29 protein-coding genes are annotated in these 25,883 nt (G+C 64.3%); 4 read left to right on the forward strand and 25 right to left on the reverse strand.

From position 1 onward, the window contains the following. The 12 genes from fliF to flgB form a co-directional block, all read right to left on the reverse strand. Positions 1 to 1,671 carry a flagellar basal-body MS-ring/collar protein FliF gene (fliF, locus tag Sa4125_RS17320; protein ID WP_223999888.1) on the reverse strand — a complete coding sequence of 557 codons (1,671 nt, stop codon included), beginning with the start codon at positions 1,669 to 1,671 and terminating at the stop codon, positions 1 to 3. Between the two features lie 397 nt (positions 1,672 to 2,068). Continuing rightward, positions 2,069 to 3,715 carry a flagellin gene (locus Sa4125_RS24285; RefSeq protein ID WP_275967455.1) on the reverse strand — a complete coding sequence of 549 codons (1,647 nt, stop codon included), beginning with the start codon at positions 3,713 to 3,715 and terminating at the stop codon, positions 2,069 to 2,071. Between the two features lie 612 nt (positions 3,716 to 4,327). After that, on the reverse strand, positions 4,328 to 5,092 hold the full coding sequence (fliP, locus tag Sa4125_RS17335; RefSeq protein WP_224007910.1) for a flagellar type III secretion system pore protein FliP: 765 nt from the start codon (positions 5,090 to 5,092) through the stop codon (positions 4,328 to 4,330). A gap of 32 nt (positions 5,093 to 5,124) precedes the next feature. Next, the gene (locus Sa4125_RS17340; RefSeq protein ID WP_223999890.1) at positions 5,125 to 5,709 is read right to left on the reverse strand and encodes a flagellar basal body-associated FliL family protein; all 585 of its coding nucleotides are present in this window, start codon (positions 5,707 to 5,709) and stop codon (positions 5,125 to 5,127) included. 263 nt (positions 5,710 to 5,972) lie between these two features. After that, positions 5,973 to 6,686, reverse strand: coding sequence for a flagellar basal body L-ring protein FlgH (gene flgH, locus Sa4125_RS17345; RefSeq protein ID WP_223999892.1), 714 nt, complete (start codon positions 6,684 to 6,686; stop codon positions 5,973 to 5,975). Continuing rightward, complete coding sequence (locus tag Sa4125_RS17350) at positions 6,683 to 7,324, reverse strand: MotE family protein (RefSeq protein WP_223999894.1); 642 nt, start codon at positions 7,322 to 7,324, stop codon at positions 6,683 to 6,685. The genes flgH and Sa4125_RS17350 overlap by 4 nt, the downstream gene beginning before the upstream one ends. 1 nt (position 7,325) lies before the next feature. Then, on the reverse strand, positions 7,326 to 8,558 hold the full coding sequence (gene flgI / locus Sa4125_RS17355) for a flagellar basal body P-ring protein FlgI (protein ID WP_223999897.1): 1,233 nt from the start codon (positions 8,556 to 8,558) through the stop codon (positions 7,326 to 7,328). Then, the gene (flgA, locus tag Sa4125_RS17360; RefSeq protein ID WP_223999898.1) at positions 8,555 to 9,052 is read right to left on the reverse strand and encodes a flagellar basal body P-ring formation chaperone FlgA; all 498 of its coding nucleotides are present in this window, start codon (positions 9,050 to 9,052) and stop codon (positions 8,555 to 8,557) included. Before flgA ends, flgI begins: the two co-directional genes overlap by 4 nt. 107 nt (positions 9,053 to 9,159) lie before the next feature. After that, positions 9,160 to 9,945: a flagellar basal-body rod protein FlgG gene (flgG, locus tag Sa4125_RS17365; RefSeq protein WP_223999899.1), complete on the reverse strand. Its 786-nt coding sequence runs from the start codon at positions 9,943 to 9,945 to the stop codon at positions 9,160 to 9,162. A gap of 27 nt (positions 9,946 to 9,972) precedes the next feature. Continuing rightward, the gene (locus Sa4125_RS17370) at positions 9,973 to 10,296 is read right to left on the reverse strand and encodes a flagellar hook-basal body complex protein FliE (protein WP_223999900.1); all 324 of its coding nucleotides are present in this window, start codon (positions 10,294 to 10,296) and stop codon (positions 9,973 to 9,975) included. Positions 10,297 to 10,301: 5 nt separating this feature from the next. Continuing rightward, positions 10,302 to 10,718, reverse strand: a complete 417-nt coding sequence (gene flgC / locus Sa4125_RS17375; RefSeq protein ID WP_223999901.1) for a flagellar basal body rod protein FlgC — start codon at positions 10,716 to 10,718, stop codon at positions 10,302 to 10,304. A 5-nt stretch (positions 10,719 to 10,723) separates the two neighbouring features. Beyond that, positions 10,724 to 11,104 (reverse strand): flagellar basal body rod protein FlgB, encoded by a 381-nt coding sequence (gene flgB / locus Sa4125_RS17380; RefSeq protein ID WP_223999902.1) that lies wholly within the window; start codon positions 11,102 to 11,104, stop codon positions 10,724 to 10,726. Positions 11,105 to 11,374: 270 nt separating this feature from the next. On the opposite strand from flgB, the gene Sa4125_RS17385 reads away from it, so the two are divergent. Continuing rightward, on the forward strand, positions 11,375 to 11,854 hold the full coding sequence (locus tag Sa4125_RS17385) for a chemotaxis protein CheW (RefSeq protein ID WP_223999903.1): 480 nt from the start codon (positions 11,375 to 11,377) through the stop codon (positions 11,852 to 11,854). A 307-nt stretch (positions 11,855 to 12,161) separates the two neighbouring features. On the opposite strand, the gene Sa4125_RS17390 is transcribed toward Sa4125_RS17385, so the two are convergent. The 7 genes from Sa4125_RS17390 to motA form a co-directional block, all read right to left on the reverse strand. Next, a complete protein-coding gene (locus tag Sa4125_RS17390) occupies positions 12,162 to 12,596 on the reverse strand; it encodes a hypothetical protein (RefSeq protein WP_223999904.1) in 435 nt (144 codons plus the stop codon). 197 nt (positions 12,597 to 12,793) lie between these two features. After that, entirely contained in the window at positions 12,794 to 13,879 is a 1,086-nt protein-coding gene (flhB, locus tag Sa4125_RS17395) for a flagellar biosynthesis protein FlhB (RefSeq protein ID WP_223999905.1), read from the reverse strand. A gap of 119 nt (positions 13,880 to 13,998) precedes the next feature. After that, positions 13,999 to 15,039: a FliG C-terminal domain-containing protein gene (locus Sa4125_RS17400; RefSeq protein WP_223999907.1), complete on the reverse strand. Its 1,041-nt coding sequence runs from the start codon at positions 15,037 to 15,039 to the stop codon at positions 13,999 to 14,001. Between the two features lie 6 nt (positions 15,040 to 15,045). After that, positions 15,046 to 15,360, reverse strand: a complete 315-nt coding sequence (fliN, locus tag Sa4125_RS17405; RefSeq protein ID WP_224007913.1) for a flagellar motor switch protein FliN — start codon at positions 15,358 to 15,360, stop codon at positions 15,046 to 15,048. 247 nt (positions 15,361 to 15,607) lie between these two features. After that, positions 15,608 to 16,009: a hypothetical protein gene (locus tag Sa4125_RS17410; protein ID WP_223999916.1), complete on the reverse strand. Its 402-nt coding sequence runs from the start codon at positions 16,007 to 16,009 to the stop codon at positions 15,608 to 15,610. Next, the gene (locus Sa4125_RS17415; protein WP_223999918.1) at positions 15,990 to 16,925 is read right to left on the reverse strand and encodes a FliM/FliN family flagellar motor switch protein; all 936 of its coding nucleotides are present in this window, start codon (positions 16,923 to 16,925) and stop codon (positions 15,990 to 15,992) included. Before Sa4125_RS17415 ends, Sa4125_RS17410 begins: the two co-directional genes overlap by 20 nt. A gap of 17 nt (positions 16,926 to 16,942) precedes the next feature. After that, complete coding sequence (gene motA, locus Sa4125_RS17420) at positions 16,943 to 17,812, reverse strand: flagellar motor stator protein MotA (protein ID WP_223999920.1); 870 nt, start codon at positions 17,810 to 17,812, stop codon at positions 16,943 to 16,945. Positions 17,813 to 18,036: 224 nt separating this feature from the next. Between motA and flgF the strand changes: the two genes are divergently transcribed. Further along, positions 18,037 to 18,762, forward strand: a complete 726-nt coding sequence (gene flgF, locus Sa4125_RS17425; protein ID WP_223999922.1) for a flagellar basal-body rod protein FlgF — start codon at positions 18,037 to 18,039, stop codon at positions 18,760 to 18,762. Continuing rightward, positions 18,759 to 20,093, forward strand: coding sequence for a flagellar protein export ATPase FliI (gene fliI / locus Sa4125_RS17430; protein ID WP_223999924.1), 1,335 nt, complete (start codon positions 18,759 to 18,761; stop codon positions 20,091 to 20,093). The genes flgF and fliI overlap by 4 nt, the downstream gene beginning before the upstream one ends. A 146-nt stretch (positions 20,094 to 20,239) precedes the next feature. On the opposite strand, the gene Sa4125_RS17435 is transcribed toward fliI, so the two are convergent. From Sa4125_RS17435 to Sa4125_RS17455, 5 genes are read right to left on the reverse strand one after another with little or no spacing between them, the layout of a single operon-like run. Then, positions 20,240 to 21,223 carry an ABC transporter substrate-binding protein gene (locus tag Sa4125_RS17435; protein ID WP_223999926.1) on the reverse strand — a complete coding sequence of 328 codons (984 nt, stop codon included), beginning with the start codon at positions 21,221 to 21,223 and terminating at the stop codon, positions 20,240 to 20,242. A gap of 33 nt (positions 21,224 to 21,256) precedes the next feature. Continuing rightward, positions 21,257 to 22,222 carry an ABC transporter permease gene (locus Sa4125_RS17440; protein WP_223999928.1) on the reverse strand — a complete coding sequence of 322 codons (966 nt, stop codon included), beginning with the start codon at positions 22,220 to 22,222 and terminating at the stop codon, positions 21,257 to 21,259. After that, on the reverse strand, positions 22,219 to 23,112 hold the full coding sequence (locus Sa4125_RS17445) for an ABC transporter permease (protein ID WP_224007916.1): 894 nt from the start codon (positions 23,110 to 23,112) through the stop codon (positions 22,219 to 22,221). The genes Sa4125_RS17440 and Sa4125_RS17445 overlap by 4 nt, the downstream gene beginning before the upstream one ends. A gap of 16 nt (positions 23,113 to 23,128) precedes the next feature. Beyond that, positions 23,129 to 23,458 carry a hypothetical protein gene (locus Sa4125_RS17450; RefSeq protein WP_223999930.1) on the reverse strand — a complete coding sequence of 110 codons (330 nt, stop codon included), beginning with the start codon at positions 23,456 to 23,458 and terminating at the stop codon, positions 23,129 to 23,131. Between the two features lie 36 nt (positions 23,459 to 23,494). Continuing rightward, the gene (locus Sa4125_RS17455; protein ID WP_223999932.1) at positions 23,495 to 24,274 is read right to left on the reverse strand and encodes an ABC transporter ATP-binding protein; all 780 of its coding nucleotides are present in this window, start codon (positions 24,272 to 24,274) and stop codon (positions 23,495 to 23,497) included. A gap of 77 nt (positions 24,275 to 24,351) precedes the next feature. Here Sa4125_RS17455 and Sa4125_RS17460 point away from each other — a divergent pair, with 77 nt between their 5' ends. Continuing rightward, entirely contained in the window at positions 24,352 to 25,029 is a 678-nt protein-coding gene (locus tag Sa4125_RS17460; protein WP_223999934.1) for a hypothetical protein, read from the forward strand. Positions 25,030 to 25,048: 19 nt separating this feature from the next. Here Sa4125_RS17460 and Sa4125_RS17465 read toward each other — a convergent pair whose 3' ends face one another. Next, on the reverse strand, positions 25,049 to 25,882 hold the full coding sequence (locus tag Sa4125_RS17465; protein WP_223999936.1) for an IS5 family transposase: 834 nt from the start codon (positions 25,880 to 25,882) through the stop codon (positions 25,049 to 25,051). Between the last annotated feature and the right edge of the window lies 1 nt (position 25,883).

The raw sequence follows: 25,883 nt of genomic DNA on the forward strand, positions 1-25,883 counted from the left end.
TTATGCCGCCTCTTTCTGGTGGATCCAGTGTTTCAGGATCGACGCTGCCTGCGCTTCGTCGAATTCGATGAGCTTCTCGAGGCGGGACTGCGGCGAGTTCGCCTGGCTGCGGGTCAGGTCTTCGAGAAGGCCAGCATCCATGCCGTCATTGCCGAAGAGGTTGCCGGCCATCTCGTTGCCCAGCATGCCGTTCATCTCGCCGCCGAACTCGCCCGCCATGCCGGCATTCTCGAGCTCGATGGCGCTGCCGTCGGCAGCATTGTTCGGGGCGGCGAGAGCCCGGATGGCCGGTTTCAGCCCGAACCAGATGAGCAGCACCGCGACCACGAGCACGGTCAGCGCGTTGATCAGCGTTCCAGACTGGCGCATGAACATCTCGCCAAGTCCGGCGGACTCGACCGGCGCCAGTTCCTCGCCGTTGGAGACGAATTCGAGGGCCGTGACTTCCAACTGGTCGCCGCGGGTCTCGCTGTAGCCGGCGGCGGATGCCACCAGCAGCTTGATCTTGGCCAGGGCCTCGTCGATCTGCACCGGCGTCGCATCGGTGCCGAGGGTTTCGAGCAGACGCTTGCGGTTGATCACGACGGCGACGCTGAGACGCTTGACGTCGTAGCCTTCGCTGACCGTCTGCGTGGTGGTCTCGTTGATCTCGTAGTTGGTCAGTTCCTCGCGGCGCTCCTTGGCCTCGGAGGACTCGTTGCCGGCCGTTTCGGCATTGGCCTCCTCGGGCAGGTTCTGCTCGACTCCGACCGCTGCGTTGGCGGCCTTGTCGGAGCTCTGGCCGGTCTCCTTGACGGTACGGACCGAGCGCTCGACCCGGCCTTCCGGATCGAAGATGCGGGCGCTGGTGTTTTTGCGATCGGTGTCGAGTCTTGCGGTGACGCTTGCCTGGAAATTGCCGATGCCGAGATAGGGAGCGAGGGTCTGCCGGATCGAAGCCTCGACGCTGCGCGAGACCGTGCCCTCGATACCGATCAGCTTGGACGGTGCCGCCGAGACCGAATCGTCGCCCGACGCAAGAAGCGATCCGTCGGTGTCGAGCACGGTGACCTCGTCGACGCTCATGCCGGGAATGGATGAGGCGACGAGATGGCGGATCGCCTGGGCGGAGCCGAAACCTTCCGGATTTTCCGTGCGAATCACGACGCTGGCCGAGGGCTTCTGCGTCTCGCGGCGGAAAGTGCCGGGCTCGGGCATGACGATATGGACACGTGCCGCGCGGACGTTCTTGAGGGTCTGGATGGTGCGGGCGAGTTCACCCTCCATGGCCCGGACCCGCGTCACCTCCTGCATGAAGGATGTCAGGCCCATCGAGCCGAGCGCATCGAACAGCTCGTAGCCGGCATTCTCGGAGCGCGGCAGGCCCTTTTCCGCCAGCAGCATCCGGGCGTTGGCGGTTTGCGAGAAGGGCGTCATGACCGTGTCGCCGGCCGAATTGATGTCGAAGGCGATGCCGGCCTCGGTCAGGGCGGAGCCGATTCGCGTCACGTCCTGCCGGTCGAGACCCGTGTACAGTGTCTCCATGTCGGGACGGCTGAGATAGAAGGCCCCAAGGCCGACGACGGCAACGACCAGAAAGCCGATAATTGCCATCATGCCGAGTTTTCGTGCGCCGAGCGCACTCAGATTGTCGAGGACCTGTTGGGCTTGGACGCCGCCGATCATAGCCATAAGCCGCCTGTCTTCCTGCACGGTTTGCACTGCGGGCAAAATGACGGTCGAAGCTTGTGCGGACGTGATGGGATTTAAGCGGCGGTTAACTCCTCAGTCGGACTGACGATTTGTCTGAAACATAGGCAGGCGGCGATCGCCGTTGCATCAACGCTTTCCGGGCCGGGCAAGGCGCAGTTTCGGCGCCCTCGTCAAGGACGGCGACCGGCCTCAGGCGGGACGGAGACGCCCGACCGCCGACCGACCCTGCCGCCATTGTTGCATCGCGGCGGGCGCATGGCCGCAAACGAAGACGCCCCCCAGGGCCCAAAAGGGTCCGGGAGGCGCAAAGGACACAGCCGTGCGGTGGGTTAGTTCAGAAAGACACCACCTGGAGTGTTGTTAGGTTCCGTACGGCCTACTGGAAAAGGCTGAGAACGCTCTGTGTCGACGAGTTCGCGATCGACAGCGCCTGGATGCCGAGCTGCTGCTTGGTCTGAAGAGCCTGGAGTCGGGTGGACTCCTCGCTCAGATCGGCGTCGATGAGGTCGCTGACGCCCTTGTCGATGGTGTCGATCAGGTTGGTGACGTACTCGGTCTGAAGGTCGATACGCGAGGAAACCGCACCGAGCGTGGCGGCGGCCGAAGTCACTTTCGTCGTCGCATCACTCACGGCATTGAGGTACCGGGCGAGTTCAACGTCCGTTGCCGAAGACACGTCGATGTCGAGGATGCTGACGCCAGCGTTCGGGGCAACCGAGCTGATGTTGATCGACGACTCGGCGCCGAGAACGGTGCTGGTGAACTCGATGGCGCCGCCATTGACAGTCGCCGTCACATCACCGAGGCCGGCATTCTCGAAGGCCTTGTTGAGGACGGTGGCATATTCGCCAACGGTGGTGATCTTGCCTTCCGAGGCCGCTCCGAGAGCCGAGAGGACCGTCGCGCGGTCGATCGTTACGGTCTTGGAAGCGGCACCGTTGAGTTCGACCTGCAGGCCGATCGAGTCGTTTTCATCGAGAACGATCGTGGTGCCGACGCCATAAACCGCCATGGTGGAGACTGCGGCAACGGCGGTGCCGAAGGTCGACGTGTCGCCGTCAGTGACGCCCGCCAGGGTAGCAGCGACAGCTCCGGTCCCGGTGAAGACCGCCGCGGTGATGTTGACCGTCGAAGCAGTTCCCGTCGTCGAGCTGACGATCTGGAGCGTACCCGTGCCGTCGTCGGAAGCAGTACCCGCGCCGCCGATCCGCTGGTTGATCTGGACGACCAATTCGTCGAGCGTGTCGAAAGTGGTCGAGTCCGTCAGCGTGAAGCCGAACGAAGCGCCGTCGATCGTAATCGCCATGGCCAAGGTTTCGGCCGACTGATCTTCACCGCCACCCGAGCCGGCGGTATAGACGAATGGTGCTGCCGCGACGGACGCACCGGACGTTGCAGTGCCAACTGCCGCAGCGGTCATGGCCTCGAGGCCACCGACCAGCGCATTGCCGGACTTGCCGGCGTCGAGGATGGCTTCGCCCGAACCGCTCGCGTCGATCAGCGCGAAGGTGCTGGTGTCGATGTCGATGGTGTTGATGCTGAAATTGCCGGCGGCATCGCGCTGGAACGAAGAGACGACGGTCTTGGCGGCGTTGTAGCTGGCCGTACCGGAATTGACCGACAGCCAGTTTTCATTCGAGAAGGTGGAAGAAGTGGCAATGGACTTCAGCTGATTCTGAAGTTCCTTGATTTCCGACTGAATGGCAGCGCGATCGACGCCGTCCTGGCTGGCGGCAGTCAGCTTCGACTTGATCTCGTCGAGAACTTCCTTGGTCTTGTTCAGGCCCTGATAGGCGACGTCGACCGTGGCGGCGCCGAGGTTCAGCGCGTCCTTGACGGTCGAGAGCGACTTGTTGTCGGACTGGAGCGTGGTCGAGATCGACCAATACGCGGCGTTGTCCTTGGCCGAGCCGATCTTCAGGCCGGTGGCGACGCGGTTCTGCGTGGTCTCGAGCGCCGCGTTCGTCTGCTGCAGGGTGCGCAGAGCGGTCGTGGCGGAAGCGTTGAAATTGATGGAGGTCATGGAATTGTGTCCCGTATAACGAAGGGGGACAGGCTGGATCTCTGCCAGCATAGCGGCTCGGCGTCATGCCTATGGTCGGTGCTCTCAGGCTGTCGACCAATCCGCTATGACCTCAAACTAGGCGCCATGGCTTAATGCGGCGTAAAATTCAAAGCCAATAAACCACCGCGTCACCGCCCCAACTCGATCAGTGAGCTATCGATGGAAACGAGGTTAAGGAAGGCTTTCATGCCCGTGGAGCGGGACTCGGCCAGCCACTGGCTGATGATGGAGGCAGGGCCGGCGGTCATGTCTCGGCGAGCGGCATGGCGGCAAAGGCGCGAGGCGTTTCCACGGCGCGGACGATACTTGTCGCCTGGGCATTTGCGGCCATTGCGGAGCACGGACCCCGGCAAGCGCGGGGTCAGAAAGCCTGACGGGGAAGAGCCTCGTCAGACGGCGCCCAGGACGCATCCGATGCGTGAGGTCCTGCGCGCGAACGCCTTATCGCCACAGGATGGGGGAGCGACGAGGACGAGCGCGCCGAAAGGGCGCGCCCGGCGGATCACGGGGTGGCGACTGCCGGCCGGGCGGTCGGGCGGTGCGACGGGGGCCCACCCTTCCGCCGACCGCTCAGAAGAAGGATCGCACCAGCGATCCCGTCAGCATGTTCCAGCCGTCGATGAGGACAAAGAACAGGATCTTGAAGGGCAGCGAGATGATCGTCGGTGGCAGCATCATCATGCCCATCGACATGGTCAACGTCGCCACGATCAGGTCGATGACGAGGAAGGGCAGGACGATCAGGAAGCCGATCTCGAAGCCGCGGCGCAGTTCGGAGATCATGAAGGCGGGGACGAGGATGCGCAGGTCGACGATCTCACCCTCCCCTGCCCCCTGGTCGCCGCCCGGCAAGGGCGCGGGTTCCACACGGTCGCGGCTGGTCGCATCGCTGATGCCACTGAACAGCTGCAGGTCCTTCGGCCGCACCTGTGTCAGCATGAAGTCGCGAAACGGGTCGGAAATCTTGGTGAAGGCCTCCTGCTCGGTGATTTCGTTGGCGAGCAGCGGCTTCAGGCCCTCGCGCCAGGCCTGGTCGAAGGTCGGCGACATGATGAAGAAGGTCATGAACAGGGAAAGCGAGATCAGGATCAGGTTCGCCGGCGTCGACTGCAGGCCGAGCCCGGTGCGCAGGATCGACAGCGCCACGACGATACGCGTGAACGACGTGACCATGACGAGAAGGCCTGGTGCGATCGACAGCACCGTGACGATGCCGAAGAGCTGCACGATGCGCCCGGAGACCGCGGAGTCACCGGCCGGGATCAGCGAGGAAAGACTGCCGGCGAGATCGCCGCCCACGTCCTGGGCGAATGCCGGCGCGGCCGCCAGGAGGATTGCCGCGGCAAGAAGCGGGACGATTGCGCTCTTCACTGTGCGACCAGCGTCTGGATGAGGTAGTCGGTGACGGCAGGCGAGCGGAGCATGGCCCGCTCGCGCAGATCCTCGCGCAGATGCAGAAGGCCGCGGGAGCCCTCGATCTGCGCCAGATCCAGCGTGCGCAGGAATGTGAGGGTGTCGCTCTGCACCTGTGCCGCGACAACGTCGGGTTCGGTCGTCTTCGATGGATCGATCAGGATGCTCGCCTCGACGCGGACGAGGACTTTGGCCGGCGACGACACATTCGTCACGACGGGCTCGAGCTTGACAATCTGCGTCAGCGGGGCCGGCGCGGTCTTGTCGGAGGCTGCCGCGTCGGCGGCAGCGGGCGCTTCGGCGGCGGCGGGCGCTTCGGCGGCGGCGGGCGCTTCGGCGGCAGCCGGCGTCTCGGCGACGGGCGGCGGTGCGCTGCTGCCGAGCATGATCCCGAGGCCGGCGCCGCCGGCGATGGCGACAAGGGTCAGAACCCCGACCACGGCGATCAGCGGCAGCAGCTTTTCCTTCTTCGGCGCCGCCTCCGCTTCGCCATCGGCGAGGATCGAGGCGACGAGCGCGTCTCCGCTGAGATCGGACATGCTTTTTCCCTCATAGGAAGACTGAGGCGGCGGGCCGCATCAGGGGGAACAAAGCCGTCATGGCCTCCCCGCAGTCCGACAAATAGCCCGCCAAGCTATCCCCGGCCTTGCGCCGGAACTGCCGCAGATGGACGCATTCACCTGATCTTAAGGAGTACTGACGGGCATTCCCCGAGGGTCGGCGAGGCCTTCACAGACAAGAAAAAAGGGGCGCGGACCTGGCCCGCACCCCTTTGCTCATCAGCACATCAGCCTTGTCGCGCTCAGTAAGGAAGAACCTGGTCGACGATCTGCTGGCCCCAGGCCGGCTGCTGCACCTCGGTCAGCCGGCCGCGACCACCGTAGGAGATCCGCGCCTCGGCGATGCGGTCATAGGGGATGGTGTTACCCGGCAGGATGTCGCCCGGCCGGATGATGCCGGCGATGGTGAGAACCCGGACCTCGAAGTTGACGCGGATCTCCTGCTGACCGGTGATGTAGAGATTGCCGTTCGGCAGCACCTGCGTCACCACGGCGGCGACCGACAGGTCGATCTTCTCCGAGCGCTTGACGTTACCCTTGCCTGTGGTGGTCGTCTTGTTGTTGATCCCGAGCGAGGCCCCGAGCGTGCCGAGCGAGGTGGCGTCGAGCGTTCCGTCGAAGTCGACGCCGGCATCGGTACTGGCATCGCGCGATCGCTTGGAATTGTTGTCGATCTCGGCCCCGTCCTTGATCTCGATCTTGACCGTGACGATGTCGCCGTTGTTCAGCGCCCGCGCGTCTCGAAAGAGATTGGAATCCTTGTCGACCCAGAGGGAGTTGCGCTGGCCGCGCAGCCGCTCGGCGGGGAACTGGGCGGGATTGATCAGCGTCGGATAGGCGTTGACGCCGGTTCCGGGCGCGGAAAGGCGCGGCTCCACCAGGAAGTCCTGGCGGGCAGTGGAACAGCCCCCGAGGATCAGGAGAGCCAGGACACTTGTCATTTTCACGAGGGTCATCCCTGGCCTGCGGCTGCGCTGGACTGGCCGCCAGCGGTGCTGGCTCCGTCGAGCGCCTTGTTGGTCTTCAGAACGATCACACTGCCGATCTCGGCGGCCACGGGTGCGGCCATTTCGGAGAGGATCGCACTCGCCGTGCGCGGCTTCATCTTGGCGATCAGCGACGCCGCGGTCCCGCGGTCGAGGCCCGCCAATTGCGCCGCCGCCGCATCCGGCTTCATGCCGGCATAGATGTCGAGCATCACCGAGGAGGTCGATTCGATGAAGTCCTGCCGTTGCTTCAGCCAGTCCTGATATTCCTTGCGCTTGGCCTCGAGCGCATCGATCTTCGCGGTGACCTGCGTTTCCAGTTCCTGCAGCCGCTGGGTCTGCAGGGCCGCGCGCGCATCCTTGGCGGGATCGCTGATATTGGTGCAGTAGCGCTCGACGTCGCTCTGCGGTTCGGCCGATTCGTTCGTGGAGACGCTGCCGTCCGCGCCGATGATCCGCACTTTCGGCGGGCCCGGCGGCACCGGATTTTCGCTGGCTTTGCCTTGGGCGCTTGCCGCGCCCGGCATAGCCGCTGTGGCGAGCAATGCGGCAAGACAGACGGTGGCCAGGGACCGGGCCGACGGCAGGAACTGGGAGATCTCTGTCATGTCACTGCACCACCAGATCGGCCTGGAGAGCCCCGGCCGTTTTGATTGCTTGGAGGATCGCGATGATGCCGGTCGGCTTCAGCCCGAGGCGATTGAGACCGCGAACGACGGTGGCAAGGTCGGTGCCGCCGACATAGGCGAAATTTCCACCTTCCTGCTCGGCGACGACCTGGGTCTGCGCTGTCACGACCGTCTGTCCGTCCGTGAACTCTGCCGGTTGCGAGACGGAGGGCAGTTCGGTGATCCGGACGGTCAGGTTGCCTTGGGTGACCGCGACGGTCGAGATCTGCACTTCGTTGCCGATGACCACGGTCCCGGTCCGCTCGTCGATGACGACCTTTGCGGTCATGTCGGGCTGGATCGGCAGATCGCTGATGTCGGCGATGAAGCGGGTCGACGACAGCCGTGCCGGCCGGGTCAAAAGAATGGTGCGCAGGTCGTTCTCGCGGGCGACCGGCTTGCCGTAGCGACGGATGGCGAAGGCGTTGATCGCGTCGACGACGCGGATCGCGGTGCGGTAGTCGGGATTGCGCAGTTCCATGGTGATCTGGTCGGTCTCCACCGTCGCCCGCGCCACCTCCCGCTCGATGATGGCGCCGCCGGCAATCCGGCCGGCCGTCGGGACGCCCTGGGTCAGGCTTTCGCTGGTGCCCTGGCTGGTGAAGCCGGAGACGGCGAGCGAGCCCTGCGCCACGGCGTAGATCTCGCCGTCGGCACCGTAGAGCGGCGTCATGATCAGCGTGCCGCCCATCAGCGACGAGGCGTCGCCGAGCGAGGAGACCGAGACGTCGATGCGCGAGCCGGTGCCGATGAAGGGCGGCAGGTCCGCGGTGACGACGACGGCCGCGACGTTCTTGGTGCGCGGGTTGCCCGTGCGCACGTTGACTCCCATCCGGTCGAGCATCGACTGCAGCGACTGTTCGGTGAAGGGCGAGTTGCGCAACGAGTCGCCCGTCGCCTGCAGGCCGATGACGAGACCGTAGCCGACGAGCTGGTTGTCGCGCACGCCCTTGATGGTCGTCACATCCTTGATGCGCACCCCGGTCGAGCTGAGCGCGTCGCGCCCGGGCCGAACGGTGTCGAAGCTCTCGCGGGCGCCGATGCCGGCCTCGCCTTGATAGGACGTCCCGACCGACGACGATCCGCCCGGGCCGCCAGCATAATCGGCGGCCATGGCGATCTCGGGCCCGAAGGCGAGGCTCGCCACGAGCAGCCAGTTCAGAATGCGTCTCATTGGGCCTGCACCTCGATCGAACCGTCGGCGGCGACGATCCCGGAAACGGTAATCCCGCTGTCGGTATTGCGGACCCGCACAGCTTCACCTTCGGCGGCCGATGCAAGCGGCGTCCCGAGAGCGGCGATGTAGACGCCCGCTTCGCGGTAGACGATCGTGGCAGGCACGCCCGCCCTGACGATGTCGGGGGTCTTCAGATCGGCGAGCATGATCGGCTTGTTCGGCAGGAGCGTGCGCCGCGCGACCTTGTCGGTCAGCATGTCTGTCTCGACGACATAGGCCGCGAGATTGGCGCCGGGGATTTTGAACCTTGCCGAGGAAACGCCGCGGTCGAGAACGACCTGGCCGGGATAGATGACGACCGAGGGCACCGGCAGATCGATGTCGGCTGCCAGCGCCCGCACGGGTATGGACAGGAGGACGAGGGCGGCGACGAGGACGCCGACGCCGTAGAGCCAGACGACCAGCCGTTCGCGCTTCGATACCCATTCCATTGGCCGGCTCCTCGTGTCGGGACATTGTGACAGTGCGGGCCGGCCCCAAGGGCCGGACAACCGCGATGCAAGCCTGCCGGCGACCGAAGCCGACGGCGGGAGCGGGGCTAGCGCAGGCCGGTCGAGATGACCTTCGACATGTCGTCGGCGGCCTGGATGACCTTCGAGTTCATCTCGTAGGCGCGCTGCGCCGAGATCAGCTCCGAGATCTCCTTGACCGGATCGACGTTCGATCCCTCGAGATAGCCTTGGTGAATCACGCCGAAGCCGGGATCGCCGGGTACGCCCGCGGTCGGTGCGCCGGAGGCCAGGGTTTCCTTGAACAGATTGCCGCCGAGGGCCTCGAGCCCTGGCTCGTTGACGAAGTTGGCCAGCGTCAGCTGCCCGAGCAGCGTCGGCTCGCCGACCGTGTTCTTGGAATAGACCTCGCCGGTGCTCGAGACCGTCAGCGTCACGTTGTCGACCGGGACGGTGATCTGCGGATCGACGAGGAAACCGTCGAGGGTGACGATCTGGCCCTGGTCGTTCGTGTTGAGCGCGCCGTCGCGGGTATAGAGGGTCTCGCCGCCCGCACCGGTGATCTGGAAATAGCCGTTACCGTTGATGGCGAGGTCGAGCGTGTTGCCGGTCTGCTCCAGCGTTCCCTGAATGTGCGTCGAACGGATCGCCGCGGTGCGCACGCCAAGGCCGATCTGCGCGCCCTCGGGAACCACGCCCTCGCCGCCGCGGGCCGGAACGCCCTGCATGCGCTCGACCTGGTAGAGCAGATCGGTGAATTCGGCGCGCGAGCGCTTGAAACCCGTGGTGTTGATGTTCGCGATGTTGTTCGCGATCACTTCCACGTTCGTCTGCTGGGCATTCATGCCGGTCGCGGCAATGGCCAAAGCTCTCATCAATTTAATCCTCTTCCGACAAAGGCGTCAGATGGCCATCCGTGACAGTTCTTGATAGGCGGAGACGACCTTGTCGCGGATCGCGACGGCGGTGGTCAGCGTCCGCTCGGCATCCATCACCGCGTTGACCACCGACTGTGTCGAGGCCTCGCCGTTGATGCCCTTGACCGAGACGGCCTCGGCATTCTTGATCGTGTCGACCGCATTGGTCGTCACCTGCGCCATGACGGAGGCGAAGTCCGGCTGGCCGGCAGCGCCTGCGCCGATGCCGGCGCTGTGCCCGGTGGTCATGCCGCTGTCGATGCGGGGGGTCTCGACGCGCGACAGCGCGGAACTAATGGCGGGGATCATGGGGGTCAGCTCCTGAGAAGGTCGATGGTGACGTTGATCAGCTCGCGCGCCTGCTTGATCACCTGAAGATTGGCCTCGTAGGACCGGTTGGCCTCGCGCATGTCGGCCATCTCGACCAGCATGTTGACGTTGGGCATCTTGACGTAGCCGTTGGCGTCGGCCGCCGGATTGCCCGGATCGTGTTCGATGGTGAAGGGGGAGCGGTCGGTGCCGTAATCGGCGACCTTGACGAGTTCGGCGCCACTCAGGCGGTCGACCTCGCTCTGGAAGGTCACCGTCTTGCGCTGATAGGGGTCGCTGCCCGGTGTGAGGCCGGTCGAGCGAGCGTTGGCGACGTTTTCGGAAACGATGCGCAGCCGGTTCGACTGGGCCTCGAGGCCGCTTGCGGCGATCCGCAGGCTGGAAATGATCGGATCCGACATCGTGATCAACCCTTGACGCTGGTTAGAAAGAAGCGGTGGAAGGCTTTGGCGATCGACGCGTTCAGCGTGTACTGCGTCGAGACCTCGCCCGACTTCAGCAGCTCCTGCTCGAGCGTGACCGAGTTGCCGGAATGGGTGACGTCCCATTCGTTTTCCGGCCGCTCCTCGACATCGACCGAACGCCCGCTGGCGGAGGCCATGTGCATCGGGCTGCTGCCGACCATGGCCAGCTGCGTCGACTGCATCGTGTCCGAAAAGCCTTGGATGTCCTTGGACTTGTAGCCCGGCGTGTTCACGTTCGCGATGTTCTCAGCGACGATCGTCTGCCGGTTCGAGAGCCATTCCGCCCGGCGCGACGAAAGTCCAAAGAGATAGATGTCGGTCAATGGAATCCCCAATCACCACCATGATGACGAGCCAACTTCTACGGCGGTGCACTTGTCCGAAGCTTGCTACCGGGAGAGGCTGGCGTGGCGGCAGCGCGAAGGCGGGCGCCGGCGGCGGAAGGCGAGCCGTGTCCGGGACCCAGCCGAGAGTCACGAATCCTTAGACATTTCAGCCTCAAGATGACCTGTCGGCTCGTTAAGCCACGCCGAGGCCCTCCAAGGACCGGACGGCGAGGCTCGGGCGACCGATGGCCCCTGCGGAGACTTGATATGGCACAGCGTCTGGACGGCCCGATCGCGGCAAAAACCCTCGGTTCCGAATTGCTCTCCGTGCGCGTGGGGGTTCAGGAATTTGCCCTCGACATCATGAGCGTGCGCGAGATCCGCGGCTGGATGTCCTCGACGCCCATGCCGCACGCGCCGCCGTCGGTGAAGGGCATGATCAATCTCAGGGGCGTGGTCCTGTCGGTCATCGACCTCGGCGAGCTGCTGGGCCTGGCGCCGGTGGAGTCCGGCCCGTCCGCCGTCATCGTCGTCGTTCAGGTCGACGACCGAATGCTGGGTCTCCTGGTGGACGCGGTCTGCGACATCATCACCATCAATGCCGCGATGATCCAGCCGACGCCCGATGTCGGGCACAGGGAGTCTCAGAACTCGGTGTCCGGGCTCGTCATGATCGACGGCCGCATCGTCAGCATCCTCTCCGTTCCCCATTGCTTTCCCGAGCGTTCAGCCGCGATCGCGGCCTAAAGCGTCTGGCGGAAAATCGGCAACCGGTTTTTCGCCTTCTCCGGTGCGGCAAGCCCTGACCTGGCGTTTGGGCGATCGCGATAGATCGCCCAAACGCTGCAAAGCGTCGCGAGGGCGCCCATCAATCGAGCGCCAGCTCCGGGCGGCAGCACAGCCGCCTGGCTTGAAACGTCAAAAGCCCGCCCGGCTCCAGGGGAGCCGGCGGGCCTTTTATTGACTGCGTGTCGGGCCGGCCAAAGTCGCCGCACCCAAAGCGCATTCCCGGCTTGGCGCGGGAGGGCCGAGCGCCCTACCCGCCAGCAAAGCCTCAGGCCACGCCGGCCCGGCCGATGCGGGCAGCCTTGACCGCGGCCCGCAGCATTTCGGTCTGATCCTCGGGACTGGCGTCGGGGTTTTCGAAGGCGATGAAGGTAATCGTCACCGAGGCGCTGGAAGCCGCCAGCCCCAGGCGAAAGTGTGCGCTGACGCCGCGATGGTGAAACTCCATGGCAAGGTCGATCGTCGGCACGCCGCCCCAGGCCAGATGCACGTCCCCCTCGCCGCCGAAGCGAAGCGTGCCCGTCTTGAGGAAGAGCTGACTGGACGAGTTGACGATGTCGGCGACGTTGCCGAGCCGCTCCATCCGAAGGAAGGCGATGTAGTCGACCACTTCCACGAGCCGAAGCTCCGCCACGACCTGCTCGATACCCTCGGCGAGAATCCTCTCACGGTCGATGGTATGCTTGTTGCGGAGATTCAACATGAAGTGAGAACCCATACCACCACCCAAAGCCAGCGATGTCGGCGCCCATGGCGCGCGAACATTCATATTTCAGGCGTCCGGCTATCGCCGCGGCACGCCTCTATTGATCCGCCAGTCTGCCGGCGGATGGATGGCGGCGCGACCGATCTGTCCGGGTCGGCCGTGCAGCAACGACGTCTGACGTTTCAAATGACGGGTCAGCCACCGCCTGCGCCGAGTTTCCCGGACGCCCGGGACTGCAGGAAGTAGATGAGTTCCGCGACGGCCTTGAAGAACTGCTGCGGGATCATCTGGTCGATTTCGACATGATCGTACATGGACCTTGCCAAGAGCTTGTCTTCGATCACCGGAACGCCGTTTGCCTCGGCAATCTCGCGGATTTTCAAGGCAATGAGATCGACGCCCTTGGCCACGACGATCGGGGCGCCGCCCTCCTCGCGCGAATAGCGCAGCGCGATGGCGTAGTGGGTCGGATTGGCGATGACGACCGTCGCCTTGGGCACTGCGGACATCATGCGCTTACGATTGCGATCGCGGGCGATCTGGCGCTGGCGCGCCTTGACCATCGGATCGCCCTCGGCCTGCTTCATCTCGTCCTTGATCTCCTGCTTCGACATCTTCAGGTCGCGGTGCCAGAGCACCCGCGAGAAGAAGAGATCGGCAGCCACCAGCAAGATCGTCGCGATCGAGACCGCCGACAACAGCTGCATGGCAAGGGTGAGGAGCGTTTCGGGGAGAAGGTTGGGGTCGGAAAACATCGTCTTCAGCGTCGCTTGCAGGTCATTGACGAGCATCGAGCCAACGATGATGGCGATGGCGCCGAATTTGAACAGCGACTTGCCGAATTCGGTGAAGCCGCGCATGCCGAACAGCTTGTTCCAGCCCGAGACGATGGAGATGTTCTGCATCTTCGGGCGGATGCGCTCGAGATTGATCTGCGGCGGGTTCTGCAGGACAGAGGCCAGAACGCCGCCGACGATGAAGAACCCGGCGGCGGGAAGGATGAAGTAGCTGGCCTGTAGCCCGATGATGTGCAGGAATTGCAGCGCATCCGTACCATTCTCGATGTTCCATTGGCTCGGATTCTCGAACGTGCTCCTCAAATTGTTGAGAAGGGCGCTGCCGGCATCACGGGCGGAGAAGGCGATGAAGGCCATCGACGCCAGAAGGGAAGCCAGGATCGGCGCTTCGCGGGAAGCTGGCAGATTGCCCTTCTCCACCGTGTCGCGAATTTTCTTCTCTGTGGCCTCTTCTGTCTTCGAGTCCTTGTCGACGTCGGCCACGAACCTGCCCTACTCATGTTAAGAGTTCGCATCATGCGAACACCGGAACGGCGTTTTCGTCCGTCCGTATGGCAAGTTTGGCCCGCCGCAGCCTCCTGGGGCGGTGCGGCAGGCAGAGATCAGGCTTCCGGCGCCGCCGTCAGGATGATCTTGCCCTCCGAGGCGAGGCGCAGGGCGGCAGCCGCGATCGACCGGCGCGCCGCCGTGATGTCCTTGGGCGCGATGTCGGCGGCTTGCGTCAGTTCTGCCTCCACCATGCGGCGGGCGCGGGCTGCGAGCGAGGACACGACGACCTCGACCAGTTCCGGCGGGGCGCCGCGCAGTGCCATGGTGACCAGTTCGGTCGGGATCTCGTCGAAGAGCACGAGCCGCGCCTTCTTGGCCACGTTCGGCAGATCCTCGAAGGCGAAGAGAAGGCTGCGGATCGCCGTCGCTTCTTCCGGCTGGGTTTCGGCGATCGAGACCAGGAAAGCGTCGGTCTGGACCTTCTCCATCCGGTTGGCGATCTCGGCCAGCGTCGTGCGGCGCGCCAGGCGCTCGGGACCGTCGTCGCCCGCGATCAATGTCGCCCGCAGCGTCGTCTCGATCATTTCCTCCGCCTCGAGTGTCAGCGGACGCGCGCTCAGCACCCGGCGCATGACCTCGTTGCGGAATCCGACCTCGAAGCCGGCGACGAGCGCAGCGGCGATTCCGGGCTCGAGACGCGCGACCACGATGGCCACGACCTGCGGGTGTTCGCCGACGAGAAGCGTGTGCAGCGTCTTGACGCCGAGGTTCTCGATCTCCTCCCACACCGACAGCGACGGTCCGGTGAACAGCGAGGAGTCGATGAAGTCCTCGGCTCCGAAGACCTGCGACATCTCGTCGGCCGACAGTGCCGATTTCAGGAGCTTGTTCATCTCCGAGTCGAGGCCGGTGAGCCCCGATCCCGTCTTGAAGGCTTCCTGGAAATCGCTGACGAGCTGATCGAGCTGGTGGGCGGACACTTCCCTCTGATCGGCGACGCTGTCCCTCAGCGCCCGGATTTCGTCATGGCTGAGGTGCTTCAGCAGGCGCGAGGCGCCGTTGGAGCCCATCGCCAGGAGAAGGATCGCCGCCCGTGCTGGCCCGGCGATCGAATCGGTATCGGCGCCTGCCTCGGAATAGCTCGAAAAGCTCATGACGGATCAGGCCGCCGAGGCCTTGGCGCGCTGGGGACGTGCTCCAGGCGAAACGATCTCGGTCAGGGTGATGCCGAAGCGCGACTCTTCGTTCTCGAGAACCACGACCTCGCCGCGGGCGACGATACGGCCGTTGACGATGAGGTCGACGGGGTCGCCGATGCTGGTGTCGAGTTTGACCACGGCGCCGCGCCCGAGCTTCACGAGGCTGGCGACCGGCATGACGGCCTTGCCGAGGACGACCTGCATGGTGACGGGAATGTCCATGATGAGGTTGAGGTCGGGCTTGCCTTCGGGCGCGACTTCCTCGTCGTCGTCCATGGAGCCGAAGCCGGAGGAAGCCTCGAAGTCACCGGCGGCGTCGAAGGCAGGCGCCTCGAAATCGGTCCCGTCGACGTCATCCGTCTCCATGATGTCAGAATCCATCACGTCCGCTTCGTCATCAATCATTGATCGGAACTCCTGTCTGGTCCGTTGCCGGTTTTTGTCGAAGCGGCCGTCCTGCGGCGGCAGCCCTGGCGCCTCGTCTGCGATTGCGCCCGCAGGCGAGCCGCGCCGAAGCGATGAATTAACGATTAGCGGGCGAGGCTGATGCGAGGCGGGACTCGATCAGCGTCAACCAGTTTTCTTGGGTCGGCGCAGCCGTCGTGGCGGCATCGTCGCGGCGCCCGTCATTGGCGACGGAGAGCCGGGTCTCGGCCACCCGGGCCGAATCGTCCAGCATCTCGGCAAGTTCGCGCGCGTCGTCGATGGCGGCCTGAAGCGCGGTGAGTGTCGCGACGCCTTCGCTGCGCAGCATCACCACGGCGTGCGCCGCCCGGTTGATCGCCGCGTCGGCATCCGTCAGGCTCCGGTGGAAGCTGGACTCTTCGGTCCGCAGCCGCCTGAGCTCGCGCACCATCTTGCCGACCCGCCAGCTGGTGAAGACGAGGGCGGCGATCAGGACGAAATCAATCAGATAGGATGTCATCGATGAACTCCTCGGTTGGATCGATCTTCTCTTCGATGCGCACCACGTAGGAATCGTGCGAGCTTCCCATACGACCGCGGAACAGCCTCTGCTCCTCGCATTCGATGATGATGAGACTGTCGGTCGTGGCGTCGAGGACGATCGTCTGGCCGAGCGTGAAGCGGGCGACGTCGCCGAGCGTGATCTGCTTTTCGTCGAGCAGCGCACGAATTTCGAGATCGGCGAGTTGCAGGCCTTCGGTGATGTCGCGGGCCCAGGCCTCGTCCGCCATCAACGGCGCGCTCTCGGGCACGATCGTCAGCTTGCGCCGATGCACCGAGAGGGCGCGTTCCGGCAGCGCGAAGCGTAACGTGCTGGAATGGTTGCCGATGGAGATCTTGAAGGTGAAGTCGACGAAGGCGAGATTGTCCTTCTGCAGCACGTCCTGCAGCTGCGGCAGGATCGCCGTGTGGAGCGCGCGGTCGTCGACCATGTCGAGCGGAGCGACCGGCGCGAAGATCGGGTTGGCGGCGTTGATCATGGTGGAGAGCGCGAGGTCGACGAAGCGGTGGTCGAGCTTGCTCATCGGCCGCGTCGGTCCGACGGCGGCATCGCCGCTGCCGCCGAAAACCGCCTCGACGATCGTGTCGGCAAGACGCGTATCGGCGACGGCGAAGCCGATCTCGCGCCATTTCGGCGAGCGGATGATCGTCACCGACGCAGCAGCCTGGAGGTCGGCGGCAGCATTGGCGAAGGCGAGGCTCGAAACGCCGAGGAACTCGATCTCGACCGGAGAGGCGTAGATCTCGTTCAGCTGTTCCATGGAAGCGTCGGCCCAGTCGGCGGCGATCAGCTTAAGGCGTGGAAGGCGGTCCGGTTCGATCTTGGCGGCGGATCGCAGTTGCGACTCGATGGTCTTTTCGGCTGTCATGGCCATGGTGTTCCGGCTCTCCCTTAGGCGGCCTGGGCCGAGCCGCCGCCGATGGTCTCGGCTTCGACCTGGTCGATCGTCGGTCTGTCATAGGCCGAGATCGTCTTGCGTCCGTATTCCAGCGCGACCTGGGGCATGGCGCCGTTGATGTAGGCGATCAGCGTCTGCTTGACGATGATGTAGCGGCGCAGCTGCTTCTCGCGCACGCCCTTGACCTTTGCGGCGATGGGGCCGAACACGCCGTAGGCGAAGAAGATGCCGAGGAAGGTACCGACGAGAGCAACGCCGATCAGATGGCCGAGGATTTCGGGAGACTGGTCGAGGGCGCCCATGGCATGCACGATGCCCAGGACGGCGGCCACGATGCCCAGCGCCGGCAGACCGTCGGCGATGTCCTGAAGCGCGGCCTTCGGCTTCATCTGATCCCGGGTGACCGTCTGGATCTCTTCGTCCATCAGCGACTCGATTTCGTGCGAGCGCACATTGCCGATGATGATCAGGCGACAGTAGTCGCAGACGAAGTTCATCATCGCCTTGTCCTTCATGATCAAGGGATAGGCCGTGAAGATCGCCGATTCCGTCGGGTTGTCGACATGCTCCTCGACCTCGCTGCGCGGCTTGGAGCGCATCTCGCGCATCAGCGAATGCAGCAGGCTGAGAAGACTCAGATAGTCCTTCTGCTTCGGCACCTGGTCCTTGAAGGCCTCGACCAGGGCCTTGCCCGTGTCCTTCACCACCTTCATCGGATTGGCGATCAGGAAGGTTCCAAGCGCGGCGCCGAGAATGATCAACAGCTCGTACGGCTGCCAGAGCACATCGAGATGGCCGCCGCCGGCGATGTAGCCGCCGAGGACGCATCCGATCGTGATTACCAAGCCTATGATGATACCCATTGGACGACCCTTTTTCCCAGTCCTTCGGTAACTATGGACAGCGACTTGCGCGAGCCTGACGGTCCCTTCGGACAGGCTGGCACAAGCCAAAATGCCGATGTTTCGGAAGTGACCGGCAGGACCGGTGCCGGGGCTTGGACATGTCCCGAACCGGCATCGGCAAGCGGCCTGTCAAAGGGAGCGCGCCGTCCCGTCGACCGATCCGTCCCGAGGAAAATCATCCCATGCAAACGTCTCTGCCGGTCGCCCTTTCCGCCCAGATCGCCATGGAAAGGCGCCTGGACACGATCGCCGACAACATCGCCAACTCTCGCACGGCAGGCTTTCGCGCCACCGAAGTGAAGTTTGAATCCTATCTGTCCAAGGCCGCCCAGGAGCCGGTGGCCTTCTCGTCGGAAGGCACGGATTTCATCTCGACCCGCACCGGCGAGATGACCCAGACCGGCAACCCCCTGGACGTCGCGGTCAACGGCAACGCCTTCATGGCCGTCCAGGGGCCGGCAGGCCCGATCTATACCCGCGACGGTCGCATGACGCTGAACGATGCCGGGGAGTTGCTGTCGCTGACCGGCAATCCGATGCTCGATGTCGGCGGCGCGCCGATCCAGCTCAATCCGGCCGGCGGCAACGTCTCGATCGGGCGCGACGGCATGATCTCGCAAGGCGGGGTGCAGATCGCCGCCATCGGCCTGTTCGAGATGCCGGCCGGCGCGAACCTCTCGCGCGCCGGCAATTCCGGCGTGGTTCCCGATCGCCCGGCGCAGCCCGTGGTCGACTTCGGCACCGTCAACATCCTGCAGGGCTTCGTCGAAGGCTCGAACGTCAATCCGGTGCTGGAGATGACGCGCATGATCGCGGTCCAGCGCCAGTTCGAGAGCGCCGCCAGATTCATTGAGACCTCCGAACAGTCCCTCGACAAGGCCGTCCAGATGCTCGGGTCACAGTCGTGATCCTGACGGCGCAGCCAAAGCCCGACACGGGCGCCCTGGACGAACCCCGCATCCGCATTTCAGGCCACATCGTCGACGTCTCGCCGCAGGCCTTTCGGGTCGCCGGCATCTCGCCCTTCGTGCGCCTCGGCGACTGCGTCGTGACCACCGGACCGGAAGGCGAGGAACTCGGCGAGGTCGTGCGGATCGAGGAAAAGGCGGCGACCGTCAAGCCCTTCGCCGTCCGCTTCCAGAGCGGCGTGCGCAACCTCGCCTGGCGGACCGGACCGGTGACGCTTGCCCCCGCCGTCAGCTGGAAAGGCCGCACGATCGACGCGTTCGGCCGCCCCTGCGACGGACTGGGGGCCCTCGAACAGGGCCCGCGCGAGCTGATCGCCGACACGCTGCCCGATGCCGCGATGAAGCGCGGCCGCATTCGCGAGCCGGTCGCGACCTCGGTGCGCGCCATCGACATCTTCACCCCCATCATCAAGGGCCAGCGCCTCGGCATCTTCGCCGGCTCGGGCGTCGGCAAGTCGACGCTGATGGGCATGCTGGCCCGTGCCAAGGGGTTCGACACCGTCGTCGTGGCGCTCGTCGGCGAACGCGGGCGAGAGGTCCGCGAATTCCTCGAAGAGACCATGCAGAACGACCTCACCCGTGTCGTCACCGTCGTCGCCACCGGCGACGAGAGCCCGATGATGCGGCGCCTCGCCCCGAAGACCGCGATGTCGATCGCCGAATATTTCCGCGATCTCGGCGAAAGCGTCCTCCTGATCGTCGACTCGGTCACGCGCCTGGCGCACGCCGCGCGCGACGTCGCGCTTGCTGCCGGCGAGCCGCCGGTCGCCCGCGGCTATCCGCCGAGCGTCTTTTCCGAGCTTCCGCGCCTGCTTGAGCGCGCCGGCCCCGGTCCCGAGGGCACCGGCACGATCACCGGCATCTTCGCTGTCCTCGTCGATGGCGACGACCACAACGAGCCGATCGCCGACGCCATCCGCGGCACGCTCGACGGCCATATCGTGCTCGACCGGGCGATCGCCGAGCAGGGCCGCTTTCCCGCCATCGACGTCCTGAAATCGATCTCGCGCCTTGCCGACCTCTCCTGGAATCCACAGGAGCGCGAACTGGTGCTGCGCCTGAGGGCGATGATCGCCCGCTACGAGGACACGCGCGACCTCCGCCTCCTCGGCGGCTACCAGCGCGGCAGCGACGCCACGCTCGACCAGGCCGTCGACCTCGTCCCGCACCTTTACGCCAGCCTCGTCCAGAACCCGACGGACGCGGTCACGGCCGAGCCCTTCGACGAACTGTCGAAACGCCTGAAACAGGCGATGACGCCCGGAGCCTAAAGCGGGACGGCTTTTCTTCGAATCGCCGGCCCGCTTTAGGTCCTTGTCCTCGCATGATCTTTTCCGAAAGCCGGAACCCACCTTCCGTGATCATGCTCTCGCGATCTGGACGCCGCCCTCCGGCGGCGACCCGATGCGTCTGCGACCTACTTGATCGCGTCGGTGACGACGCTCGACCAGGCGCCCTCTGGCTTCCTGGTGATGACGGGGTCGGAGCCGCCGCCGAGAAGCACGTCGACCGTGGTCCCGGCCGCCGCGACGTCGAGCTTCGGGCCCGGCCCCAGGAGCTTGGCGATCTCGCCCATCATGAAGGTCTGGTGCTCCAGCGTCTGCGCGCCGGTCGTGTCGTTGTCGATGACGATTTCGGCCGCCTCGTCCGGATGCTCGCCGGCATATTGCCAGCCCTTCATCGAGGCGCTGACGAAGCGGGCGAGCTTGTCGACATTGGCCGGATCCTGCAGCGTGGATTCCAGCGTGTACAAGCCGTCCTCCAGCGTGGCGACGCCCTGCTCCTCGTATTTGAAGACGACGAGATCCTCCGGCTTCAGCCCGGCATCCAGCACCTGGCCATATTCGTTGTAGGTCATGGTGGAGATGCAGTCGGCCTGCTTCTGGATCAGCGGATCGACGTTGAAGCCCTGCTTGATCACCGTGACGCCCTCCGGCCCGCCGTCGGTCTTCAGGCCGAGCTTCGACATCCAGGACAGGAACGGATACTCGTTGCCGGAAAACCAGACGCCCAGCGTCTTGCCCTTGAAATCGGCCGGCGAGGCGATCCCTGTCTCCTTGCGGCAGGTGAGCATCAGGCCGGACTTGGCGAAGGGCTGGGCGATGTTGACGAGCGGCAGGCCCTTTTCGCGCGCCGCCAGCGCCGACGGCATCCAGTCGATGATGACGTCGGCGCCGCCGCCGGCCAGGACCTGCGCCGGCGCGACGTCCGGCCCGCCCGGCTTGATCGTCACGTCGAGCCCGGCCTCGTCGTAATAGCCCTTCTCCTTGGCGACGAAGTAGCCGGCGAACTGCGCCTGCGCGACCCATTTCAGCTGCAGCGTCAGGGGATCGGCGGCCCGTGCCGCGCCCGTCGAGGCTGCGAGTGCGAGTGCCATCCCGGCCAGAACGAAATTCCTCATGCCCGTCGTCTCCTCAGTGGTTGCGGTGACCCATCATGCACGGCGATAGGACGGATGCCAGAAGGTAACGGCGCGCTCGGCGAGCGCAATGAGACCGTAGCTCAGCGATCCCGCGAGCGCAGCGACGGTGATCTCGGCCCAGACCATGTCGGTGTTCATCCGGCCGATCTCGGCCGAGATCCGAAATCCCATGCCGACGATTGGCGTGCCGAAGAATTCCGCCACGATCGCGCCGATGAGGGCGAGCGTCGAATTGATCTTCAGGGCGTTGAAGATGAAGGGCATGGCCGCCGGCAGCCGCAGCTTTGTGAGCGTCGCGCCGTGGCCGGCGGCATAGGTGCGCATCAGGTCGCGCTCCATCGGCCCGGCGGCGGCAAGGCCCGCCAGCGTGTTCACCAGCATCGGGAAAAAGGTCATCACCACGACCACCGCCGCCTTCGACGGCCAGTCGAATCCGAACCACATCACCATGATCGGCGCGACACCGACGATCGGCAGCGCCGAGGCGAGATTGGCGATCGGCAGGAGTCCACGCCGGAGAAAGGACGAGCGGTCGATGAGAAGGGCGGCGAGAAACCCCGCACCGCAGCCCATGACATAACCGGCAAGAACGGCCTTCAGGAACGTCTGGGCGAAATCGGCCCAGAGGATCGGCAGCGAATCGGCGATGCGCATGCCGATGGCCGAAGGCGGCGGCAGCAGCACCGACGGCACGTTGAGGCCGCGCACCAGGCACTCCCACAGAAAGAGCAGCGTCAGCCCGAAGACGATGGGCACGGCAAGGCTGGCGATCCACCTCGCCGCCGGCCGTATCGGCGAGAGCGCCGCCAGCCGCGCCGTCAGCTGCCAGGCGACCAGCCAGAAGGCGACGACGAGGAGCCAGAAGCCGGCATCGACGCCGCCCGTCCGCAGCGAGGCGAGGAGCACTGCGGCGCCGATCGCCGCGAGAAGGGCGGGAAGAGCGATCCCCTGGCGCAGGATTTCGCGGGCCGTCGTCATGGCCGCGCCTCCATCCGGCGGAGGAGGAACCGCTCGGCGATCGAGACCAGCCCGACCAGCGCCGCGGCCATGGCGGCCGCCACGACCAGCGCCGACCAGATCTGGATGGTCTGGCCGTAATAGGAGCCGGCGAGCAGCCGGGCACCCAGACCCGCGACCGCGCCGGTCGGCAGTTCCCCGACGATCGCCCCGACGAGGGCTGCGGCCACCGCGATTTTCATGGAAGCGAAGAGGAAGGGCAGCGATGCCGGGGTCCGCAGCTTTGCCAGCACCTGGCGGCCGCTGGCGCTATAGGTGCGCATCAGGTCGAGCTGCAGGACATCGGGCGAGCGCAGCCCCTTCACCATGCCGACGGCGACGGGGAAGAAGGACAGGTAGGTCGAGATCACCGCCTTCGGAAACAGTCCCTGGATCCCGACGGCATTGAGGACGACGATCACCATCGGCGCCACCGCCAGGATCGGGATCGTCTGCGAGGTGATGATCCACGGCATCAGACTCTTGTCGAGCGTGCGCGAGTGGACGATGCCGACAGCGAGCGCAACGCCGAGGGCGGTGCCGATGAGAAAGCCGACCACGGTCGACGACAGTGTCACCCAGCCGTGGAAGATCAGCGACCGCGGCGAGGTCGGCTTGACCATCGCCGTCGTTTTCCAGATCTCCGCCGCGATCTGGTGCGGCACCGGCAACACCGGTCGCTCCGCCGCAAAGGTCGCGGCGATGGTCTGCAGCGTGGTCGTCACCGTGCCGGCGCGTTCCAGCCGGTCGACGGTGGTCTGCCAGTTCATCGGCACCGCGGCGATGTACCAGAGAACGAGAATGGCGGCGGCGACGATGAGGATCGGCAGGATCTTGCCGTCATTACGGGGACGCGTGGGGGCGGCCAGCATGCTCACGACGGGCCCCTCACCGCGCCACCGGCCACATCATCAGCACCAGCCCAACCGTGCCGAGCGCCATGCCCACCATCTGCATCGGCGGCAGGCGTTCGCCGAAGGCGAGGAAGGCGACGAGGTTGATCAGCACGAGCTGCGCGACGCTCGAGGCGGAGATGGCGAGGCCAAGGCCGCTCTCGCGCATCAGCCGCACCATCATCAGATTGCCGAGCCCGTAAAGCAACAGCATCACCCCGAGCGTCCAGACGGCGCCATTGGCGACGTAGAGCCGCGACATCGAAGCAGCCGTCAGGAAGACCGGAATCGTCGCCAGAAGCCAGAAAATGCCGGCACTGCTCATGCTTCTGTCCTTGCGGGGGTCTGGGCCCGGCCATCGCTAGACGCCCTCATAGCTGTGCCCGGCTCTCAGCCCCTCGCGCACGCGGTGCGCGATCTCCAGAAATTTCGGCGTTTCGCGGATCTCCAGCGGTCGGTCTGGGCCGAGGTCGCAGTCGATGACGTCGTGGATGCGGCCCGGGCGCGGACTCATGACGACGATGCGGGTCGACAGGAACACCGCCTCGGGGATGGAATGGGTGACGAAGACGACGGTCTTCTCAGTCTTCGCCCAGAGCTTCAGGAGTTCCTCGTTCAGATGATCGCGAACGATCTCGTCGAGCGCGCCGAAAGGCTCGTCCATCAGGAGGAGATCGGGATCGAAAGACAAAGCGCGGGCGATCGAGGCGCGCTGCTGCATGCCGCCGGACAGCTGCCAGGGAAACTTCTTGCCGAATCCCGTGAGACCGACGAGGTCGAGCCCGGCTTCCACCCGGCGCTGCCGCTCGGCCCTGTCGAAACCCATGACCTCCAGCGGCAAAGCGACATTGGCGGCGATCGTCCGCCAGGGATAGAGCGCCGCCGCCTGGAAGACGTAGCCATAGGCTCGCGCCCGCCGCGCCGCATCCGGAGACAGGCCGTTGACGGTGATCGTGCCCGAGGTCGGCTGCTCCAGATCGGCGATGACGCGCAAGAGCGTGGTCTTGCCGCAGCCGGACGGGCCGATCAGCGACACGAACTCGCCGCGCCGGACGGTGAGATCGATCGACGAAAGAGCATGGACTGGCGAGTCTACCGTTTGGAACACCAAATTCAACGAACGAGCCGATATGACACACATCACATTCCAAGCTCCCGCTTGACACCGATTTTAAGGATCTTAAGCTAAACAAATAATGTCGCTGGTGGAGGTCGTTAATGCGCTCAAATTTTGCATTAACATGGATCTCTGGATTGGTATACTTTTTATCTGGGAATATTTTCCTTGCGGTGATTGCGATAATAGCCAACTTTGAATCCGGCGTTCGCTATTTTGCTGTAGCTTACTCATGGACGAAGCAAAAAATCGACTGGATTACAAGCGAGAATGACTATGACTTAAACTTCGCTTGGTCCTGTGATTATACCACTGCCGGAAATATTTTTACCAAGAAAGGCCAGACGAATTTCTACAGCCCTCTCGATCTAAGAGAGGCTGAAATAATTTCGGTTAAAAATCATAATTCGCAAAAATTTATTGCGGAAAAAACTGCATATAATTCAATAAGAGGGAATTATGGAATGTTGCACGTAAACAAAAACGGATACTATACATATATATACGAACAAAATCAGCCTAATGAAGATCACACCGAAAATTTTGAGTTTGAATACTATGACGCCGAAGGCTTATCAAAAATACTCCCGCTAAAAATAAAAGTATTTGTGGCAGAAAAATCTGCCAACAAACTGATTGACTACGGTAATCAGATAACTGGACCTAATCATTTATTTAATGGAACAAATTTTTACAAAACATCTGTTAAAACTGGTGCAATTATATTCGGTCATACAGCAAATGATCGATTAATGGGATTGCTTATCCCCTTTGCTTAGAGCCCGATTCAGAAGTTTCTCAAGCGTAGCAATATCTTGCGGTTCGCCGGGTAAGCATGCGGATGGAGGCGATCAGCGCCCATGCGGTTGAAGAGGAGACGGAAGTTTCCCAGTCTTTTGCGAGGCGGCGGCATCGTCCGAGCCACGCGAAAGTGCGCTCGACGACCCACCGTCGAGGCAGGATCTCGAAGCCTTTGGCGACATCTGATCGCTTGATGATCTCGATGGTCCAGTCGCCATGGCGGGCGATCGCGTCGCGCAGTTTCTGCCCGGCGTAACCGCCATCGGCGAAGACATGGCGCAGCCACGGGAAACGCCGGCGTATCGCCTTGAGCACATCGACGGCGCCGTCCCGGTCTTGAATATCGGCGGCATGCACGAGAATCATGACCAGGAAGCCGCAGGTGTCGGTGAGGATATGGCGCTTGCGGCCCTTGATCTTCTTGCCGGCGTCATAGCCGCAAATCCCGCCGCTTTCCGTGGTTTTGACCGACTGGCTATCGATGACACCGGCACTGGGCGAGGCTTCGCGTCCTTCGATTTCGCGCAGGCTCATGACCAGCGCCATGTTGATCGCATCGAACAGACCGGCATCGCGCCACGCGTAAAAATAGCGCCGCACCGTCGAAACCGGCGGAAAGCATTTGGGCAACAGCCGCCATGCACATCCGCTCGATGCGATGTAGAGCAAGGCGTTCACAACTTCGCGCATGTCCGCCGAGCGGCGCCGCCCTCCGCGTTTCGCGGCTGGGATAAACGGAGCCGTCACCATCCACTCCCGATCCGTCATATCGCTTGGATACCGCAACCCCTCCCGGCTATGCTCGCGCCGGGCAATACCAGACCATGCCATC

This window comes from Aureimonas sp. SA4125, from assembly GCF_019973775.1.
Classification (GTDB): Bacteria; Pseudomonadota; Alphaproteobacteria; order Rhizobiales; family Rhizobiaceae; genus Plantimonas.